Origin of the sequence: Vibrio harveyi, from assembly GCF_030060435.1 — a bacterium.
Classification (GTDB): Bacteria; Pseudomonadota; Gammaproteobacteria; order Enterobacterales; family Vibrionaceae; genus Vibrio; species Vibrio harveyi.
Genome location: NZ_CP125875.1, coordinates 1715772 through 1731226, shown reverse-complemented (window position 1 = coordinate 1731226; position 15455 = coordinate 1715772). Strand labels below are relative to the sequence as shown.

General features: G+C 44.6%; 16 protein-coding genes. 8 read left to right on the top strand and 8 right to left on the bottom strand.

The features are described 5' to 3' along the window. Positions 1-65: 65 nt before the first annotated feature. Positions 66-509, bottom strand: a complete 444-nt coding sequence (locus tag QMY49_RS08340; protein WP_005450631.1) for an META domain-containing protein — start codon at positions 507-509, stop codon at positions 66-68. A gap of 220 nt (positions 510-729) precedes the next feature. Here QMY49_RS08340 and QMY49_RS08335 point away from each other — a divergent pair, with 220 nt between their 5' ends. Beyond that, a complete protein-coding gene (locus QMY49_RS08335) occupies positions 730-978 on the top strand; it encodes a DUF1289 domain-containing protein (RefSeq protein WP_283314016.1) in 249 nt (82 codons plus the stop codon). A gap of 117 nt (positions 979-1095) precedes the next feature. On the opposite strand, the gene QMY49_RS08330 is transcribed toward QMY49_RS08335, so the two are convergent. Together QMY49_RS08330 and ushA are read right to left on the bottom strand one after the other, a co-directional pair. Next, entirely contained in the window at positions 1096-1317 is a 222-nt protein-coding gene (locus QMY49_RS08330) for a hypothetical protein (RefSeq protein WP_005450627.1), read from the bottom strand. A gap of 387 nt (positions 1318-1704) precedes the next feature. Continuing rightward, positions 1705-3399, bottom strand: coding sequence for a bifunctional UDP-sugar hydrolase/5'-nucleotidase UshA (gene ushA / locus QMY49_RS08325; protein WP_017188176.1), 1695 nt, complete (start codon positions 3397-3399; stop codon positions 1705-1707). A gap of 349 nt (positions 3400-3748) precedes the next feature. Between ushA and QMY49_RS08320 the strand changes: the two genes are divergently transcribed. Next, on the top strand, positions 3749-4453 hold the full coding sequence (locus QMY49_RS08320) for a GNAT family N-acetyltransferase (protein ID WP_050933469.1): 705 nt from the start codon (positions 3749-3751) through the stop codon (positions 4451-4453). A gap of 15 nt (positions 4454-4468) precedes the next feature. Next, the gene (locus QMY49_RS08315; RefSeq protein WP_005450623.1) at positions 4469-4984 is read left to right on the top strand and encodes a GNAT family N-acetyltransferase; all 516 of its coding nucleotides are present in this window, start codon (positions 4469-4471) and stop codon (positions 4982-4984) included. Between the two features lie 224 nt (positions 4985-5208). Here QMY49_RS08315 and rplY read toward each other — a convergent pair whose 3' ends face one another. Continuing rightward, positions 5209-5487: a 50S ribosomal protein L25 gene (gene rplY / locus QMY49_RS08310; protein ID WP_005450622.1), complete on the bottom strand. Its 279-nt coding sequence runs from the start codon at positions 5485-5487 to the stop codon at positions 5209-5211. Between the two features lie 422 nt (positions 5488-5909). Here rplY and QMY49_RS08305 point away from each other — a divergent pair, with 422 nt between their 5' ends. Further along, positions 5910-6644 (top strand): glycosyltransferase family 2 protein, encoded by a 735-nt coding sequence (locus tag QMY49_RS08305; protein ID WP_005450620.1) that lies wholly within the window; start codon positions 5910-5912, stop codon positions 6642-6644. A gap of 14 nt (positions 6645-6658) precedes the next feature. Continuing rightward, positions 6659-7954 (top strand): LssY C-terminal domain-containing protein, encoded by a 1296-nt coding sequence (locus QMY49_RS08300; RefSeq protein ID WP_009698140.1) that lies wholly within the window; start codon positions 6659-6661, stop codon positions 7952-7954. A gap of 109 nt (positions 7955-8063) precedes the next feature. On the opposite strand, the gene QMY49_RS08295 is transcribed toward QMY49_RS08300, so the two are convergent. The 4 genes from QMY49_RS08295 to radD form a co-directional block, all read right to left on the bottom strand. Beyond that, on the bottom strand, positions 8064-9413 hold the full coding sequence (locus QMY49_RS08295) for an ATP-binding protein (RefSeq protein WP_017819499.1): 1350 nt from the start codon (positions 9411-9413) through the stop codon (positions 8064-8066). Continuing rightward, on the bottom strand, positions 9403-10062 hold the full coding sequence (locus QMY49_RS08290; RefSeq protein WP_005442273.1) for a response regulator transcription factor: 660 nt from the start codon (positions 10060-10062) through the stop codon (positions 9403-9405). Before QMY49_RS08290 ends, QMY49_RS08295 begins: the two co-directional genes overlap by 11 nt. A 31-nt stretch (positions 10063-10093) precedes the next feature. Further along, a complete protein-coding gene (locus tag QMY49_RS08285; RefSeq protein ID WP_005450617.1) occupies positions 10094-10513 on the bottom strand; it encodes a PepSY domain-containing protein in 420 nt (139 codons plus the stop codon). 77 nt (positions 10514-10590) lie between these two features. Then, entirely contained in the window at positions 10591-12342 is a 1752-nt protein-coding gene (gene radD, locus QMY49_RS08280) for a DNA repair helicase RadD (RefSeq protein WP_009698138.1), read from the bottom strand. Between the two features lie 74 nt (positions 12343-12416). Between radD and rsuA the strand changes: the two genes are divergently transcribed. From rsuA to QMY49_RS08265, 3 genes are all read left to right on the top strand, one after another. Then, positions 12417-13118 (top strand): 16S rRNA pseudouridine(516) synthase RsuA, encoded by a 702-nt coding sequence (rsuA, locus tag QMY49_RS08275; RefSeq protein ID WP_009698137.1) that lies wholly within the window; start codon positions 12417-12419, stop codon positions 13116-13118. A 467-nt stretch (positions 13119-13585) separates the two neighbouring features. Then, complete coding sequence (locus QMY49_RS08270; RefSeq protein WP_005450614.1) at positions 13586-14788, top strand: Bcr/CflA family multidrug efflux MFS transporter; 1203 nt, start codon at positions 13586-13588, stop codon at positions 14786-14788. Beyond that, positions 14788-15450: a DUF2913 family protein gene (locus QMY49_RS08265; RefSeq protein ID WP_009702485.1), complete on the top strand. Its 663-nt coding sequence runs from the start codon at positions 14788-14790 to the stop codon at positions 15448-15450. The genes QMY49_RS08270 and QMY49_RS08265 overlap by 1 nt, the downstream gene beginning before the upstream one ends. The last annotated feature ends 5 nt before the right edge of the window (positions 15451-15455 follow it).

Sequence of the window (15455 nt, the reverse complement as noted above, 5' to 3'; positions counted from 1 at the left end):
CAGCCAAAGGGCTGCTTTTTTAGAGATTCTTTCAGAGACTTATTGTCTCAGAAACAAATGTGGGATTAGTTTACCCAGTCACGCAGTGTGAACGTTAGTTCGTGATCTGCGTTTTTCAGTACTAGACCATCGTTAGTCAGAGTAATGTCGCTCCAATCAGAAAGCGTTTCAGACATTACTTTTTCAATCTTCATTTGGTCTTCCATACACATCTTCATGGTCATGCCCATTTTCTCGATGCGTAGTTGGTTATCTTTTAGTTCAGCTTGACCGAAGAAGTTGTTACAACCTGCATTACCGTTCGCTGTTAGGTTTTCACCAATTTCTAAGCGAGGTGCTTGGCGTTCTTCTGCTGCGATGTTTTTGCCATCGATTTGAACCAGCTGCCAGTTGTGGTGCTGTAGATCTTGAGCCGTAATTTCTTTCACATTGTCACCGTTGCTAGCGCATGCAGTCATTAGAACTGGAAGTGAGATTGCTGCTACTAACGTTTTTAGGCTAAGCTTCATTTTATTGACTCCGTTTTTAGAAAACGTGGTAAGTATAGGTAATAAAACAGTGTTTTTGTCAGCATACGGTTATGGTTTCGTATGTTTTTAAACACGGCGTATTTTATAACAGAGATCCCATTCCAGGTACTAAAATTCAGCGAAAACTTCGAAATTTCTTACAGTTATTCGACTATAAGTGAATCGGGTCTTGATGAGATAACCAAAGAACGGGTTGAGCATGGAGCAACTGGAGTTTTTTACCGTCCCAAGTCCTTGTGTCGGAGTGTGCACTTCTGACGAAAAGGGCTATTGCAAGGGATGCATGCGTAAACGAGAAGAGCGGGTTAATTGGCTGAGTTTTACTCCTGCACAACAGTTGCACGTGATTAAGCTGTGTCGTCAGAGGTACAGAAGAAAGGTGCTAGCAGGGAGGGGGAAAGCAGAACTGCCTCAAGATGACTCATCCCCGCAACAGGATTTGTTTTAGTGTTGTTTACGCTTTATTACTTATGACTAACTGTTCCCGGCCCAGTCTGAACTACTTATCCATAAGAGCCGGGAAGCTCCTATCCATTTTCGTGCTCAAAGTGATGAGCACTTGGCGTTACTTTAAAGACCATTGGTCGCTTACCCAGCCTCCTGCTTGTTCGTCGAAGTGACTACCGGCAAAGCGGTGATTTTGTTCCACGTCTAATTTACTGGTGGGTAATTCATCCATCATTTGATGAATGTATCTTGCCATTGGATCAGTACATGCTTCACGCTCTCTGCGAGTGACCACTTCTTTAATTATCTGCAGTCTATAGCTGTTGCTGGCTCGTTTCATTTTTGACCTCCAGAACTCGATGGCAGCAGTTTGAACACATTGGCGTTCAGATCGCTGCTCATTGGCGGGAGCGTAGAAGCCCATCGCCTTCGTTTGAAGTCTGAGAGACAAATTGTTTGAGAGCAGTGTTTGTAACGCCATTCGCATCTTTCTCAGAATCATTGACTGTGTGAATAAAAGTTAATTGCTCAAACACAGTTGATGAATCTTCATATTCGAAAGACCTTATCAAACATAGAAGCCCTACACATGGTCGTCAACAACGTAAATGAACATTTTTTGAACGATTTGTGAAGGTGGCGTTTTATCAGAGATTTAGCGCAAATAAAAAAACCGGAGCCACTTGGGCTCCGGTTGGTCTTAGAGTCAGTCTGAGACGCCTTTTATTTACTCAGCTGCGATTTCACAACCAAGTGGGCTGTCTGAGTTAGTGTAGACGATTTCGCCTTGTGGCTCGTAGTTGCTTACTTGTACTGTACCAAGAGTCTCTAGGTAGCTGTACATTACTTCTGCGTCAACGTTACCAGTGTTAATTACGTTAAGTGCAGGGTAACCATCACCACCCGCCGCGTTGAAGCTTGGTACGGTAAACTTATAAGTTGCCGCTGTGTCGAAATCTTTGCCATTGATCTTGCTGATTTCAACTTTCTTAGCAGTACAGTCTACAGTCATATTTAGACCTGCCAGTTGTGCGTACGCACCCGATCCACGTTGCATTGTAGCAACCACGTTCAAGTAATCGACTACTTGAGCGCCAGTCATCGTGGCTACAGTTACCATATTGCCAAATGGTTGAACTGTTAGTACATGGCGGTAAGCAATCGGACCTGCTTCAATTGATGCACGAACGCCACCTGAGTTCATAACCGCAAAATCGGCTTTTTGATTTTCTTGGTGAGCAGTTGCGATCAAACGACCTAAGTTAGTTTGTTGGTAGCGAACTACTGCGCGGTCACCTTCCAGCTTGTCATCAGAGGTAGCAATTACCTTATCTAGCTCATCTTGTCCTTTATCTTGGAAGTATTGAAGACGTCCTTGAAGAGCAAGGTCTGGCTTGATTTCTGTGCCAATGAATTCTAGCTCACCAGCTTCGTTTTTGCGTTTTAGGTTTACAGGAACTAGCTCATAACCAGCAAGGTGAAGTTTACCGTCGTAGTATTCGAAGTCTGCTTTACCAACGTACTTACCCCACTCGTGCGCTTGCATGATGTAAGTACCGTTTTGTTGGTCTGGTTTGCAGTCATCACCAGGTTCGAAGTCAGCGTATCCTGAACCATCTGGTTCCATACAAACAGGGTTTTGCGAGTGACCACCGAAGATAGCTGCAAGCTGTCCTTCTTCGACTGCTTTCGCCATCGCTACATCGCCAGGTGCATTTGAACCGTGCTGGCCATTTTCATAGTGACCCATATGTGTCGTAGCGAAAATGAAATCGACAGGGTCATCTTTGTAGGTTTCTTTGATTTCTGCAATTACCTTCGGCATTTCTTCTGTTGGTTTGGTAAATGTCAGGTCAGAGATAAACTCAGGGTTACCGATTTTTGCTGTATCTTCTGTTGTCATACCTACAACAGCTACACGAAGGTCACCAAGCTCAAAGATTTTGTAAGGTTTGAAGTAGCGGTCGCCATTTTTATCATAAATGTTGGCAGCAAGCATTGGGAAGTTTGCCCAAACACGTTGCTTTTCAAGAACGCTAAGAGGGTTATCAAATTCGTGGTTACCAACTGCCATAGCATCATAGCCAATATCGCTCATACCTAAGAAGTCAGGCTCTGCATCTTGTAGGTCTGATTCAGGAACACCAGTGTTGATGTCACCACCAGAGAGTAGTAGGGATGAGCCGCCATTTGCTGCAACTTCTTGGCGCATTTGATCAATCAGTGTTTTACGCGCAGCCATACCATACTCGCCGTCTTCGTTATGCCAGAAGCGACCGTGGTTGTCATTGGTATGTAGAATTGTGAACTTGGTACATGAATCTGCAGTGTCACAAGTGACTGGAGAGTTGTCGCTGTCTGAGCCACATCCTGCTAGCGCAGCGCCGACTGAAAGTACCAAAAGGGATTTGTAAAACTTCATAAGGGATCCTTTCTTTGTGATTTTGATTTTATTACGGCGTGAAATATACGGAAATAATGTGAAACTTTAGTGATCTATATCTTATTTACAGTTTTGTTGAATACAGGAAATAACAGGGCTGCAAACCGCGTCGACAAATAAACAGAAACCGTATTTAGAAAGGATTTAATGTTTTTACTAATTAAATTTGTGAGTCGCTTAATTGATTTCAATTTACTAATGTGAATCAATACGCATTTTGGTGAGATATGGAGCAAACTTTGGTGATTATTTTGCCAGATTAATGTCTTCTTACTCTCTACGAAACAAATAGTTAAGATTTTTCTGTACGCTGTGTTGAGGAGTAAGGATGCTCAAAAAAACAACCGCACTTGCCGCGGAAATCGATTGCTCATGGCAAAAGCAGTTCAGTGTGAGCTGTAATTTGTACAATGGCTATTCTTATGACCCTCACTATTGGCAAAAGTTCTCCGATCTTTGCGCTGTATTTTTATATCAATCAGACGCCGTTACGTTTATATCTTGTCCCCCTAAATTATGGGAACGAATTAAACATTTTCAGCCAAGTGAGCTGGAGAGAAAACTCAATAATAAACAAATGTTCTGTGAATATGATGATGTCGACTACTATTTATTTAATGACGACAACGTCAACAAAGACGATGGGATAATTCCTCTCTCGATCGAATCTGATCTCGAATTACTTGAATCTTTTGTCAGCCGAATGAGTGAAGAAGATATCCTTAAAGCGGACTTTGACCTCGATAGCCATTTTTTTTACGGCATATTTGACAAAAATGAGCTGGTCGCTGTGCTTGCTTCTTATTGTTATAAAGGGAAAGAGCCGTTTGAGTCTTTATCCATATTGGTTTCTCCTGAAGCAAGAGGAAAAGGGTATGGAAAACGCCTGCTCCGTCATTTAATCAATGAAGTGAAGTCGAGGCAGCGCAAAATTAGGTATCGAGTAAATAGTGAAAATACGCCTTCAATAAGGCTCTGCCAGTCTTTGGGGTTTGAAGCGTACAGTCGTCAAAGAGTGTTTACTCCGGAGTAATGAGAAAGGCAAGCAATGGGATATACAGTTAGAAATGCAGTGAGAGATGAAGCGGATCAGATCGCTAAAATACACGTTGATTCATGGCAAGTCGCTTACCGAGGATTAATGCCGCAGAGTTACATTGACCAATTTACTCGAGAACGTCGAGAGCGCATGTGGACGCGAGTAATGACGGAGCAACTGGCCAATCTCATTGTTGTTGAGAAACAGAAAGAGATCGTGGGCTTTCTAAGTTATGAACTGCCTGATCACACCAGTGAAGACAAGACGGCAACGGTTACTTGTTGCTATGTTTCGCCTTTATACTTCGGGCAGGGCGCTGGCAGTGCTCTGATTGATGAATTAGAAACTCGTTTACTCTCGACACCAGTGATGCAAATTAGCCTTAAGGCGTTAGACACCAATAAACAAGGGCTTAATTTCTATAAGAAGTGTGGCTTTGTGCGATCTGGAGAGGAAGAGTCGGAGGTTATCGATGATATGACGCTCAACGACGTGACGCTGGTGAAGTACATAGCACGAACATAACTTACTGGTGAGAGTGTTTAATGCGGTGTTTGCAGAAAAGCACTATCGGTAATGAAAAGAGAATTGAGAAAAGAGTAGGGGAGATTTACTTCTGTTCTAAATAGTAAAACCCCGGAGGTGGTAAGTCTCCGGGGTTTTGAAATTTTTTAGATGTCTCGGTTGGTAAGTCCGATAATCTTTATGCAAAAGGTTTGGATTTTATCCGTTAATTCCTTGGTAGGGAATTAGATACGGATGAAGTCCATGTGCTCAACTTTTGGCTTGTAAGCGTGACGTTGAACGTCTTGTGGCTTAACTTTAACTTCAGCGCCGTCGATCACTAGAACGATACCTTCGTAGAACTCAGGCTTGTCCATTTGGTTAACGATGTCGTCGTGGTTAAGAACGATAGCAACTGCTGCTTCTTCACCGCCGTATACAACTGCAGGGAATTTGCCAGCGTGACGTAGGCGGCGGCTCGCACCTTTACCTAGTTCAGTACGTACTACTGCTTCGAATTTCATAGTATTTACTCTCAAATTAGTAAAAAATAAAACTTTACAAACACAATGCGACCTTGTGTTCGTAGTAAAGCTTGAAACAGGAACTGTTCAAGCGAGCGCGGATACTATCATCCTGCTCTACATTCAGCAACCAAAATTGTACCTAAATCACCAAAAAGCCAGTAATTCTTCGTCAAGAAGAGTGTCTGTTTTGTGGTGTCGGCAAAACTTTGTCCGCATTGCGCTGATTTTAACCTATTTGGCTTTTTGTCAGTACGTTTTTATTTGCCTAGGACTCAATCCTCTTTCCAAGTTAATTCATTCATTAACGACATCTGTTATTCACAAAATGAACGCAAAATGAATGTTGACCTCAGTAACCGTTAAGTCAGTCGGTTCTATTCTCCATCGTACATAAACGGACAACCTCAATGGAGCACATTATGAATCCTATCAGTATCGTGATTATTACCCTCAATGAAGAAAAACGTATTGGTCGACTACTTGAAGACTTAACCAAACAAACTCACCAGAACTTTGAAGTGATCGTGGTGGATTCGAACAGCGAAGATTCGACACGTGAAGTTGCACAAGCTTACGAAAGCTCATTGCCAGAACTGACAGTGCACCGCATGGATACGCGTGGTGTCAGCTTAGGTCGTAATACAGGTGCAGAACTGGCGAAGTATGAACGTATTCTTTTCTTAGATGCGGACGTGCGCTTACCAAGTGATTTTCTGAGCCGTGCAATGAGTAAGCTTGAGGATGCGAAGTTGGAAGTTGCTGGTGTTTACATGGGCTCAAAAAATCTGCCAATGGCACATAAGTTGGGTTATGGCATGTTTAACGCGGGATTGTTTATTACTCAGTACACATTCCCAACGGCGGTAGGTGCTTGTATTTTCTCTACCAAACGCGCACACAAAGAGATCAACGGCTTTGATGAGTCTATTACACTTTGCGAAGATTGTGATTACGTAAAACGCGCTTCTAAAACATGGCGTTTCCGCTTCTTACCGATGACGTTTGAATTCGATCCGCGCCGCCTTGAGCAAGACGGCTTCTTTAAGATGGGCATGACCTATTTCAAAGCCAATGTACGTCGATTCTTCTTTGGCGAGATGCGTAACAACGAAATGGAATACAAATTCGGTCACTACAAAGATCAACATTCGTAATCGTCGGAGGCTGCATGCTGGAAGCAATCAGTCTGTTTTTCGGAGCATTTCTGGATGCGACGATTGGACCTAATCTCTTTGTCCCGGGCGAGCCGTTTTTGCTCGCTGCGGGCTATCAATTGCACCAAGGTGTGATTTGGGGCGTTGTCGCCGTTTTGTTGGGCGGTTGGGTTGGCGATCAACTCAGTTACTTTATTGGTAAGCGTTCTGGCTCTAAAGCACAGAAGAAGCTGATTCGTTGGCAAGCCAAGACAAGGCGTCCAATCGCTCGTTGTCGTTTGTTGATGAAAAAACGCGGCAATGCCATTTTGATCTTTGCACGCTTACTCGGACCTGTTGCTTGGGTCGTGCCATTTATGGCGGGTACTGCGAATGTGAGTTGGAAGCGTTTTACTGTCTGTTCATCAATTGGATTGATACTTGGTGTTGGGCAATTTGTCGTTGCTGGGTATTTGCTTGCTGCGGGTCTTAACACATGGATTCCACTTGATTCCATAAAGTTCATCCTTGTTGAGCATAAGCTTCTTATTGCCTCAGTACTCATCGCTTCTGTATTCGCTCTTGTGGCTTGGAAGAAAAACTGGTCACGTAAATGGACCAAATCCCTAACGGCTTTAGTGTTATGTTTAGTTGCTGCGAATTATGGACACTTTTTCTATCTAGCAGATGACAATATTGAACAACCCGGCGTTACTGAAAATCAATCGATAGTCCTTAATGATATCGGCTTTAAGGTTTATCCGGGGCGCTCGAATGTGTTTGACGCTCAGGCAGTCAACTTGGTGTACGTCGGAGAATCCCCGCGAAGCCTAATGCAAGAGCTCGGCTGGCTAGAGAATCAAACCTTTTCAAGAAACGACATTGAATTGGCAGACTATGTGAGCTTATTGAAGCAGAAGCTGCCGCCCGTTTCTGATTTGTTTTGGAATGGCAAGCCACAGTCGATGGCATTCCAAGAGCCCGGAAGTTTGTTAAAACGCTCTCATGTTCGCTGGTGGCAAGCAGGGTTAGAATCAAAGTCTGGTCAACCGATTTGGGTCGGAGCGATTAGCTACGATGACGGTCTCAAGTTGGCGCATTACTCGGGTATTGTGACGGTGTTGCATCGAATAGATCCTAATGTGGACAGCGAAAGAGACCGTCTAGCGAATCAAATTGAAGTCAGTCATTTAGCGCTAGTAGGAGAGTTACATTCGTTAGCGCAACCTGTCGCAATGGATAGTAAGCACGACTATTATTCGGATGGGAATGTGCTGTTGATTAGTGAACCATCGCTAGCATTAAACTTACCCAATCAAAGCGCTATTTAGATATACCCAAGCATCTTGAGGTTACTTGGGTATATAAAAATGGCACCTAGCGAATAAATCGATAAGTGCCATTTTAAAGTAATACTGTGAGTGACTGATGTAAGCTGACTTAAGCGCGGCTCTTTTGCAGAATCAAGGTGGCTTTTAACCCTCCCATTTTACTCTCTGATAATTCAAGTTGACCGCGGTAACTGTGCGCCATTTCACTGACAATGTTTAAACCTAAACCGGATCCTGGCGTTGTTTCATCCAGACGGTAGCCACGCTTTATTACTTGGCATAATTGCTCAGGAGGAATACCCGGACCATCGTCTTCAACAATGATATGAATGTTGTCTTTATCTAACGTTGAATGAACACGAATGATGCTGTTCGCCCATTTGTAGCCATTTTCCAGTAAGTTTCCCGCCATTTCATCCAGATCGGTTTTCTCTACGGCGACGTTCAATTCAGAATCAAGCTCGTTAATCAGTGTGACGTCACGATGTGCGTAGACCTTGTCAAACGCCATGGATATGGCATCAACGCGCTCTGAAGGGTTCGATTTCACCGAAAGAATGTTCATTGAACCAGCCATACGAGCGCGACCTAAGTGGTAATCGATGTGTTGTTGGATCTGTGCGATTGGCGCGTTCAAGCGTTCTTGTTCTTCAGGCGTGAAGTTTTGTACTTCGTTTTTTAAAACCGAAAGTGGTGTTTTCAGCGCGTGAGATAAGTTTCCTGCATGATTGCGTGCACGTTCAAGTAGCTCTTGATAGTGAAAGAGCAGGGCATTAAGGTCAGAAATCAAAGGTGAGATTTCTTTCGGGTACTCTTCTTCCAAGCCTTTCTTGTTGCCTGATTTCAGTTCGGCTAACTCTCTTTGCAGCTTGGTTAACGGACTCAATGACCAGGCGATTTGCAGCAAGATAACCGCAAGAACACCAGCAAAGAGCAATCCTAAAATGATCCAAAGCTGCCCAGTTAAAGACTGAATCGTGCCTTCAATTGGATCTTCGTCAATGCCGATGATGACATCAATGGGACCATCGTAATCCGGTAGATAAAGGGTCTTTTTCAACGTGATAAGTTTTTCATCACGTGCGCCAAAGGCGTCTTTATCCAATCCTTTGTACTCAATTTTCTTATCCCATAGTGAACGCGAACGTTCTAGGCTTGTGTCCGTTGATGCGCTCCAGTAAAGACCACTGTATGGACGATTAAATCTTGGGTCGGAAAGTTGAGTAGGAAGGGTGAGTTGACCTTTACTGTCGACTTCGAGCTGGGCGGCAATCTCGTCCATGTAGACATTCAATTGGGAGCGAGTGTCGTCCACCATATAGCTGTAAACTTGGGTTGGGATCGTGACGCCCGCCGCGAGGATCATCGCTGTGAGCCAAACGACCGCCGCTAGCACTAAGCGGCTTTTGATGCTCAGCCGCTTAAGAATGTGCATGGGAAGTTTGCTTCTATTCCGCATTCAATTGATACCCTAAACCGCGGACGGTTTTGATGATTTTTGGGGCGATCTTCTTGCGAATACGACCGATAAACACTTCGATGGTGTTTGAGTCACGGTCGAAGTCTTGCTTGTAAATGTGTTCTACCAACTCGGTACGAGAAATGACTTTTTCTGGGTTGTGCATGAAGTACGCGACCACTTTATATTCTAACGCGGTTAAGCTTACTGCTTGCCCTTGCCACAGCACTTTTGATGAGCGCGTATCTAAACTTAAATCACCAATCTGCATGACAGGTGAGGCGTTACCTGAAGCACGGCGTAATTGAGCGCGAAGGCGAGCCGTTAGCTCAACCATTTCAAATGGCTTGGTTAGATAATCGTCGGCTCCGGCATTCAAACCCTCAACACGTTGAGATAGTGTGTCACGGGCACTCAAAATAACAACTGGCGTATTAATGTTTTCGTCTCGAATACCTTTAAGGACCGTTAGACCATCGAGCTTTGGCAAACCCAAGTCGAGCACAATCGCATCCCATTCTTCAGAGGTCGCACGGTAAAGCGCGTCGATACCATCTTGGGAAAGTTCTGGTACCCAGCCATTGTTTTCCAACGTTTCTAAAATCTGTTCGCCTAGGCGAGGTTCATCTTCGACAACAAGTATTTTCATATTCTTTCTTCTAATTATGTTTGGATATCGGTTACTGCGGCTTAAGAGCTTTATTGAAGTTACGCCCTTTGATCTCGAGCATCTCTAGTGTGGCAGCGTCGTATTCCACTTTTATCACACTGTCATTGAACAAGATTTTCAGCTCGTAAACCCATTCGTCATCGTCTTCTTCAAGTTCAACTTTAATAATACGCCCATACAAATCATTCTCCACTGCTGCGTACATATCGGAGAATGGGCGAATGTAACCTTTTTGAACGGCACGATAGACTTCATCTTGATCTTCATCGAATTCAATTCGAGTTCCCGGTTTCTCAACGTCACGAACGATGGCATGACCGTCTTTTTCATCATGATGATCATGGTGAGATGCAAAACTTGGTGCTGACAATAAAAGTGGCACTAAGCCTAGCAGCACGGGAAGTTTGCGCGGAGTGAAGGAGGTAGACATAGCAAAGCCTTTTTCAATGAGTTACGACGATTATATCGTGCTGTACATGAACAGAAAGTGAATTCGTGAGCATTCGCTTATCTTAGTTCGTCGTCAAAGATCTTATCGCGCAGTTTCCAAAAACGCCCTGACTTTCTAGCAATCACGAATTGTGGCAGACGGAAACGATGCTGGTTTGCCACGACTCTGGTTGGCGACGCCTCTTCAAATGGACGATGTTTGTCAGCAAGGTGAGGGCGGACAAACTGGTCTTTGAAGATTTGCTTCTGTTTTTTGGTATTCAGTGACCAGAATTCGTGAACCAATGCATTTCCTTCTCCTTGATAGGTTTCACCGGAATACGTCACTTTCAACTGTGATTTGCCATCACTGGACTTAAATACTGACAAGTCCATCTCGGTACATTCAAAGATCAACGCATCTTTTAGGTTCAATGCTTCCTTGAGCTTTTTGTCTGGATCAACCAGCGTGGCATCACACTCATGACAAATACGCGCTGCAATGTCGTTATCAGCGCCACATTCGCCGCAATATTTAGCTCTAAATCGATAACCGCAATGCTCACGTTCTCCGGTCTCATCGTCCTCAAAATATCCTTGGCAACGACGACCAAAGTGCTCCAGCAAAAAGCCATTGCTATCCAGTTTTCCCCAGAAGTTATTATTAAAGCCGCAAGCGGGGCAAGGGATGGTGATGATTTCGCTAGTGGAATCTGGCTTCGGATCGCCCACTTCAGGCTGATATAAATCATAGCTGTTGCCAGCGTAATCCAGTACGAGACATTCTGATTTGCCTTCCGACAGACGCAAACCACGACCAACAATTTGCTGATACAAGCTGACCGACTCGGTTGGGCGCAGAATCGCGATTAAATCCACATGTGGTGCATCGAAGCCCGTGGTTAAAACGGACACATTAACCAAGTACTTTATCTCACGATTCTTGAACGACTGAATAATGGCATCGCGCTCTGGTGTTGGCGTGTCCCCAATCACAATCGCGGTTTCGCCTTCAGGCAATAAACCATGGATTTCTTGTGCATGGCGAACTGTAGCTGCAAATACCATTACGCCTTTGCGTTCTTTGGCGTATTGAATGATTTGTTCAACGATCTGTGGTGTCGCTCGCTTAGCTTTGTCGATCACCATGTCCATCTCAGCTTCTTTGTATCGACCTGTGTTTGCTGGTTTGAGTTGTGAGAAGTCATAAGATAGGACTGGCGCGTCCATCATGCGAGCTGGTGTTAAGAAGTTTTCATCCAGTAAGTAACGGATAGGGAGTTCGAAGATACAGTCACGGAAAAAGCGTGACTCTTCCGTGCGAACTTGTCCACGGGTGTGATACTGATAGATCCAGCCCATGCCTAAGCGGTATGGGGTTGCGGTTAACCCCAAAACTTTAATGCCTGGGTTGAGTTCTCTTAGGTGCGTGATTACTTTTTGGTAGCTACTGGTTTTTTCGTCTGGCACGCGATGGCATTCATCAATCACTAACAAGGAAAATTGATTCTTGAAAGAGTCCAGATTGCGCACTACTGATTGTACAGAAGCAAACACCACTTGCTGATCGGTTTCTTTACGTCCAAGACCCGCTGAGAATATTGAGCCTTTCAGTCCATAGCCTTCGTACTTAGCGTGGTTCTGTTCCACCAGCTCTTTTACATGAGCAAGTACTAGGACGCGCCCTTTGGCAAGTCTTGCTAGCTCTGCAATGACCAAGCTTTTACCTGCACCTGTAGGCAGCACAATGACTGCTGGTGTGGTGTGTTTACGAAAATAGTGAATCACCGCTTTAACAGAGTCGGCTTGGTATGGTCGAAGGGTGTACATGAAAATCTGTGAAATTGCTCAACTATTCGAATTAGGATCGCTATAATACCCGACCTTAAACATTAGAGGTATTCATGCGTTTAGATAAATATTTGTGTGATGGGCTGGGTGCGACTCGCAAGCAGGCAACGAAGATCATCAAAAGTGGCGAAGTGACCGTTGATGGCGAAGTACAAAAGAGTGGTGCTTTCAAAGTGCCAGAAGGTGGTGTGGTTGAGTGGGAAGGGCGCGAAGTTGGTGCACCTGGTCCTCGTTACATTATGTTGTACAAGCCTGCGGACTTTGTGTGTTCACATGAAGATGGGCATAACCCAACCGCATTCGTGTTGCTTGATGAGCCAAAGGTAGAAAACCTACACTTTGCTGGTCGCTTGGATGTGGACACTACTGGTCTTGTGTTGATCACTGACGATGGTCAATGGTCCCACCGTATTACGTCGCCAAAACACAAATGTGAAAAGACGTACCGCGTATGGCTTGTGGATGCGATTCAACCTGATTACGTTGAAAAGTTTGCCGAAGGTATTGAGTTACGTAATGAACGCGAACCAACATTGCCTGCCCACCTTGAAATTGTAAACGAAGCTGAAAACGAAGTGCTGTTAACGATTGTGGAAGGTAAATACCACCAAGTGAAGCGTATGTTTGCTGCGCTCGGCAACAAGGTTGAACACCTTCACCGTGAGCGTATTGGCTCAATTGTGCTTGATGAATCGCTTGAGCCGGGTGATTACCGATTCTTAACAGAAGAAGAAGTCGAATCAGTAGTGAAATGATTCACTCTGGTTGGAAGTAATTGCTGTTCTGGGAAATTGTTTAATTCCTGATAGGAACTAGTGTTTTGGTAGGAAATCGCTCAGAATGGGGATTCCTACCAAATAAGTCTTAGTGTCTGAACAAGACGCGCATTCGCCGCTCATAAACGCAGGCAGAACTGTATTTAATCTGAGAAAAGTCTTTTCTCTTGTTGGTCCTTACTGACGATAAGTACAGACGGTGTTAACGTCGTCGCCTCTTCGTTTTAGCTCGGTTACTTTTTCGTTCTGCATACTCATCATGCAGGTTTTAGCGTCGAGTTAGGCAAGACCGCCTTGGTATACTTTCGTCTTTTATGATCTTCTCAATAGTAAGGATACTATGCACTGTCTCCGTGATTGTTACGGATTCGGGGTAAGGGAAGCGTCAATCATCTATCTCAATCAATGTGGAATGTTGATGGGAGGACACAACAAGAGGTAAGGCAATGACAGAAAAAGCCCAAAGTGCTCCCCAGTCACAAATCAGTTTTTTATTGTTCCTTGTACTCGGTGCAATTGGTGCGTTGACGCCACTTGCTATCGATATGTATTTGCCGGCTATGCCAACCATCGCTAAAGATCTTGGTGTAACCGCAGGTGCTGTACAGATTACGTTAACGGCTTATACAGCAGGCTTCGCAATAGGTCAGCTGATTCATGGTCCGTTAGCCGACAGCTATGGTCGCCGACCTGTACTCATTTTAGGTGTGCTCTTTTTTGGTTTGGCAGCGGTAGTCAGTGCAACGACTAACGGTATTGATGCGCTTACTTATGTGCGTACGGCACAAGGTTTTGCTGGTGCGGCAGCGGCTGTGATTATCCAAGCGGTTGTACGAGACATGTTTGACCGTGAAGATTTTGCGCGTGCAATGTCATTCGTGACGTTGGTGATCACGATTGCACCTTTGGTTGCACCGATGATTGGTGGTCACCTCGCGATCTGGTTCGGTTGGCGTTCAATCTTTTGGGTGCTCGCTATCTTCGCGGTTGTGGTGATCTTGCTTGTTCTATGGATGATTCCAGAGACATTGAAACCAGAAAACCGTCAGCCATTAAGATTCAGAACCACGATTCGTAACTATGCACGTCTGTGTTCTAACCCTGAAGCGTTAGGGTTAATGCTCTCAGGTGCGTTCTCGTTCTCAGGCATGTTTGCATTCCTGACTGCGGGTTCATTTATATATATCGATTTATACGGTGTTCGGCCAGACCAATTTGGTTACCTATTTGGCTTGAACATTGTGGCAATGATCATCATGACCAGTCTCAATGGTCGCATGGTGAAAAAGGTCGGTTCCCATTTTATGCTGCGCTTCGGTCTAACCATCCAGTTGATTGCTGGTATTGGACTGTTTGCTGGTTGGATGCTTGATCTTGGTTTGTGGGGCATCGTGCCATTTGTAGTGCTGTTTATCGGAACCTTGTCTACGATTGGTAGTAACTCGATGGCGCTGCTGTTAAGTGGCTACCCAACGATGGCAGGCACTGCATCTTCACTTGCTGGTACTCTGCGCTTTGGCACAGGTTCATTGATTGGAGCGCTTGTTGCAGCAATGCCCGGTGGCGTTGCGTGGCCGATGATCGTTGTTATGTTTGCTTGTTCAGTGCTGTCTGCACTGTTTTATTGGACTTTAGGAAGAAAGGCGTAATGTCTAATTACACCAAAGAAATTCAAAATTTAGTTAACGCTGCTTTGGCAGATTTAGACCAAGAGCATCGCTCTGGTAAATTGGCAAATGCACCAGTAGCGAACAATCATTACTTGGTTCGTTGGGTAACCAAGGCGCTGAAGTCACAGCGTTTTGGTCGCACTGTAGGTGATGATCTAACGCGTTGGCAAAAAGCAGGTCGCTCAAAAGGCAACGATGCTGGTTTGCTATTTATCTTTAAACGCATCTCAGGCTTTTACGCGCAGTTTTTCCCTGAAGGTGAAGAGTCTAAAGTGATCAAAGATTCTGACATTGAAGCGTTTCTTGATGCGATGGAGCAAGCGGGCTGGGAAGTGTCAACTTCTGAGCAGTTAGTTGGCTGCGGCAAAGTACAAATCTACACTGAAGGTCAAAACTCACTAGCCTTATGTGCTGACCAGTGTGAAAGCTGTTTTGATGGTGAGCTGTTGGTAAAACCGATGAGTTGGTTTGTTCGCGGTAACCACGCAGAGTTCGTTGAGAAAGCATCGCAAGCAGGTTACATGGTGCACAAGGTCACTGACTACAAATCGATGGTGAAATACCACGGTGAGTACCTTATCTTCCCTGCGAACGAAGGCAATCAATTGGCAGAGATTCCACTGTCATTTAAAGCAGACTAATTCAT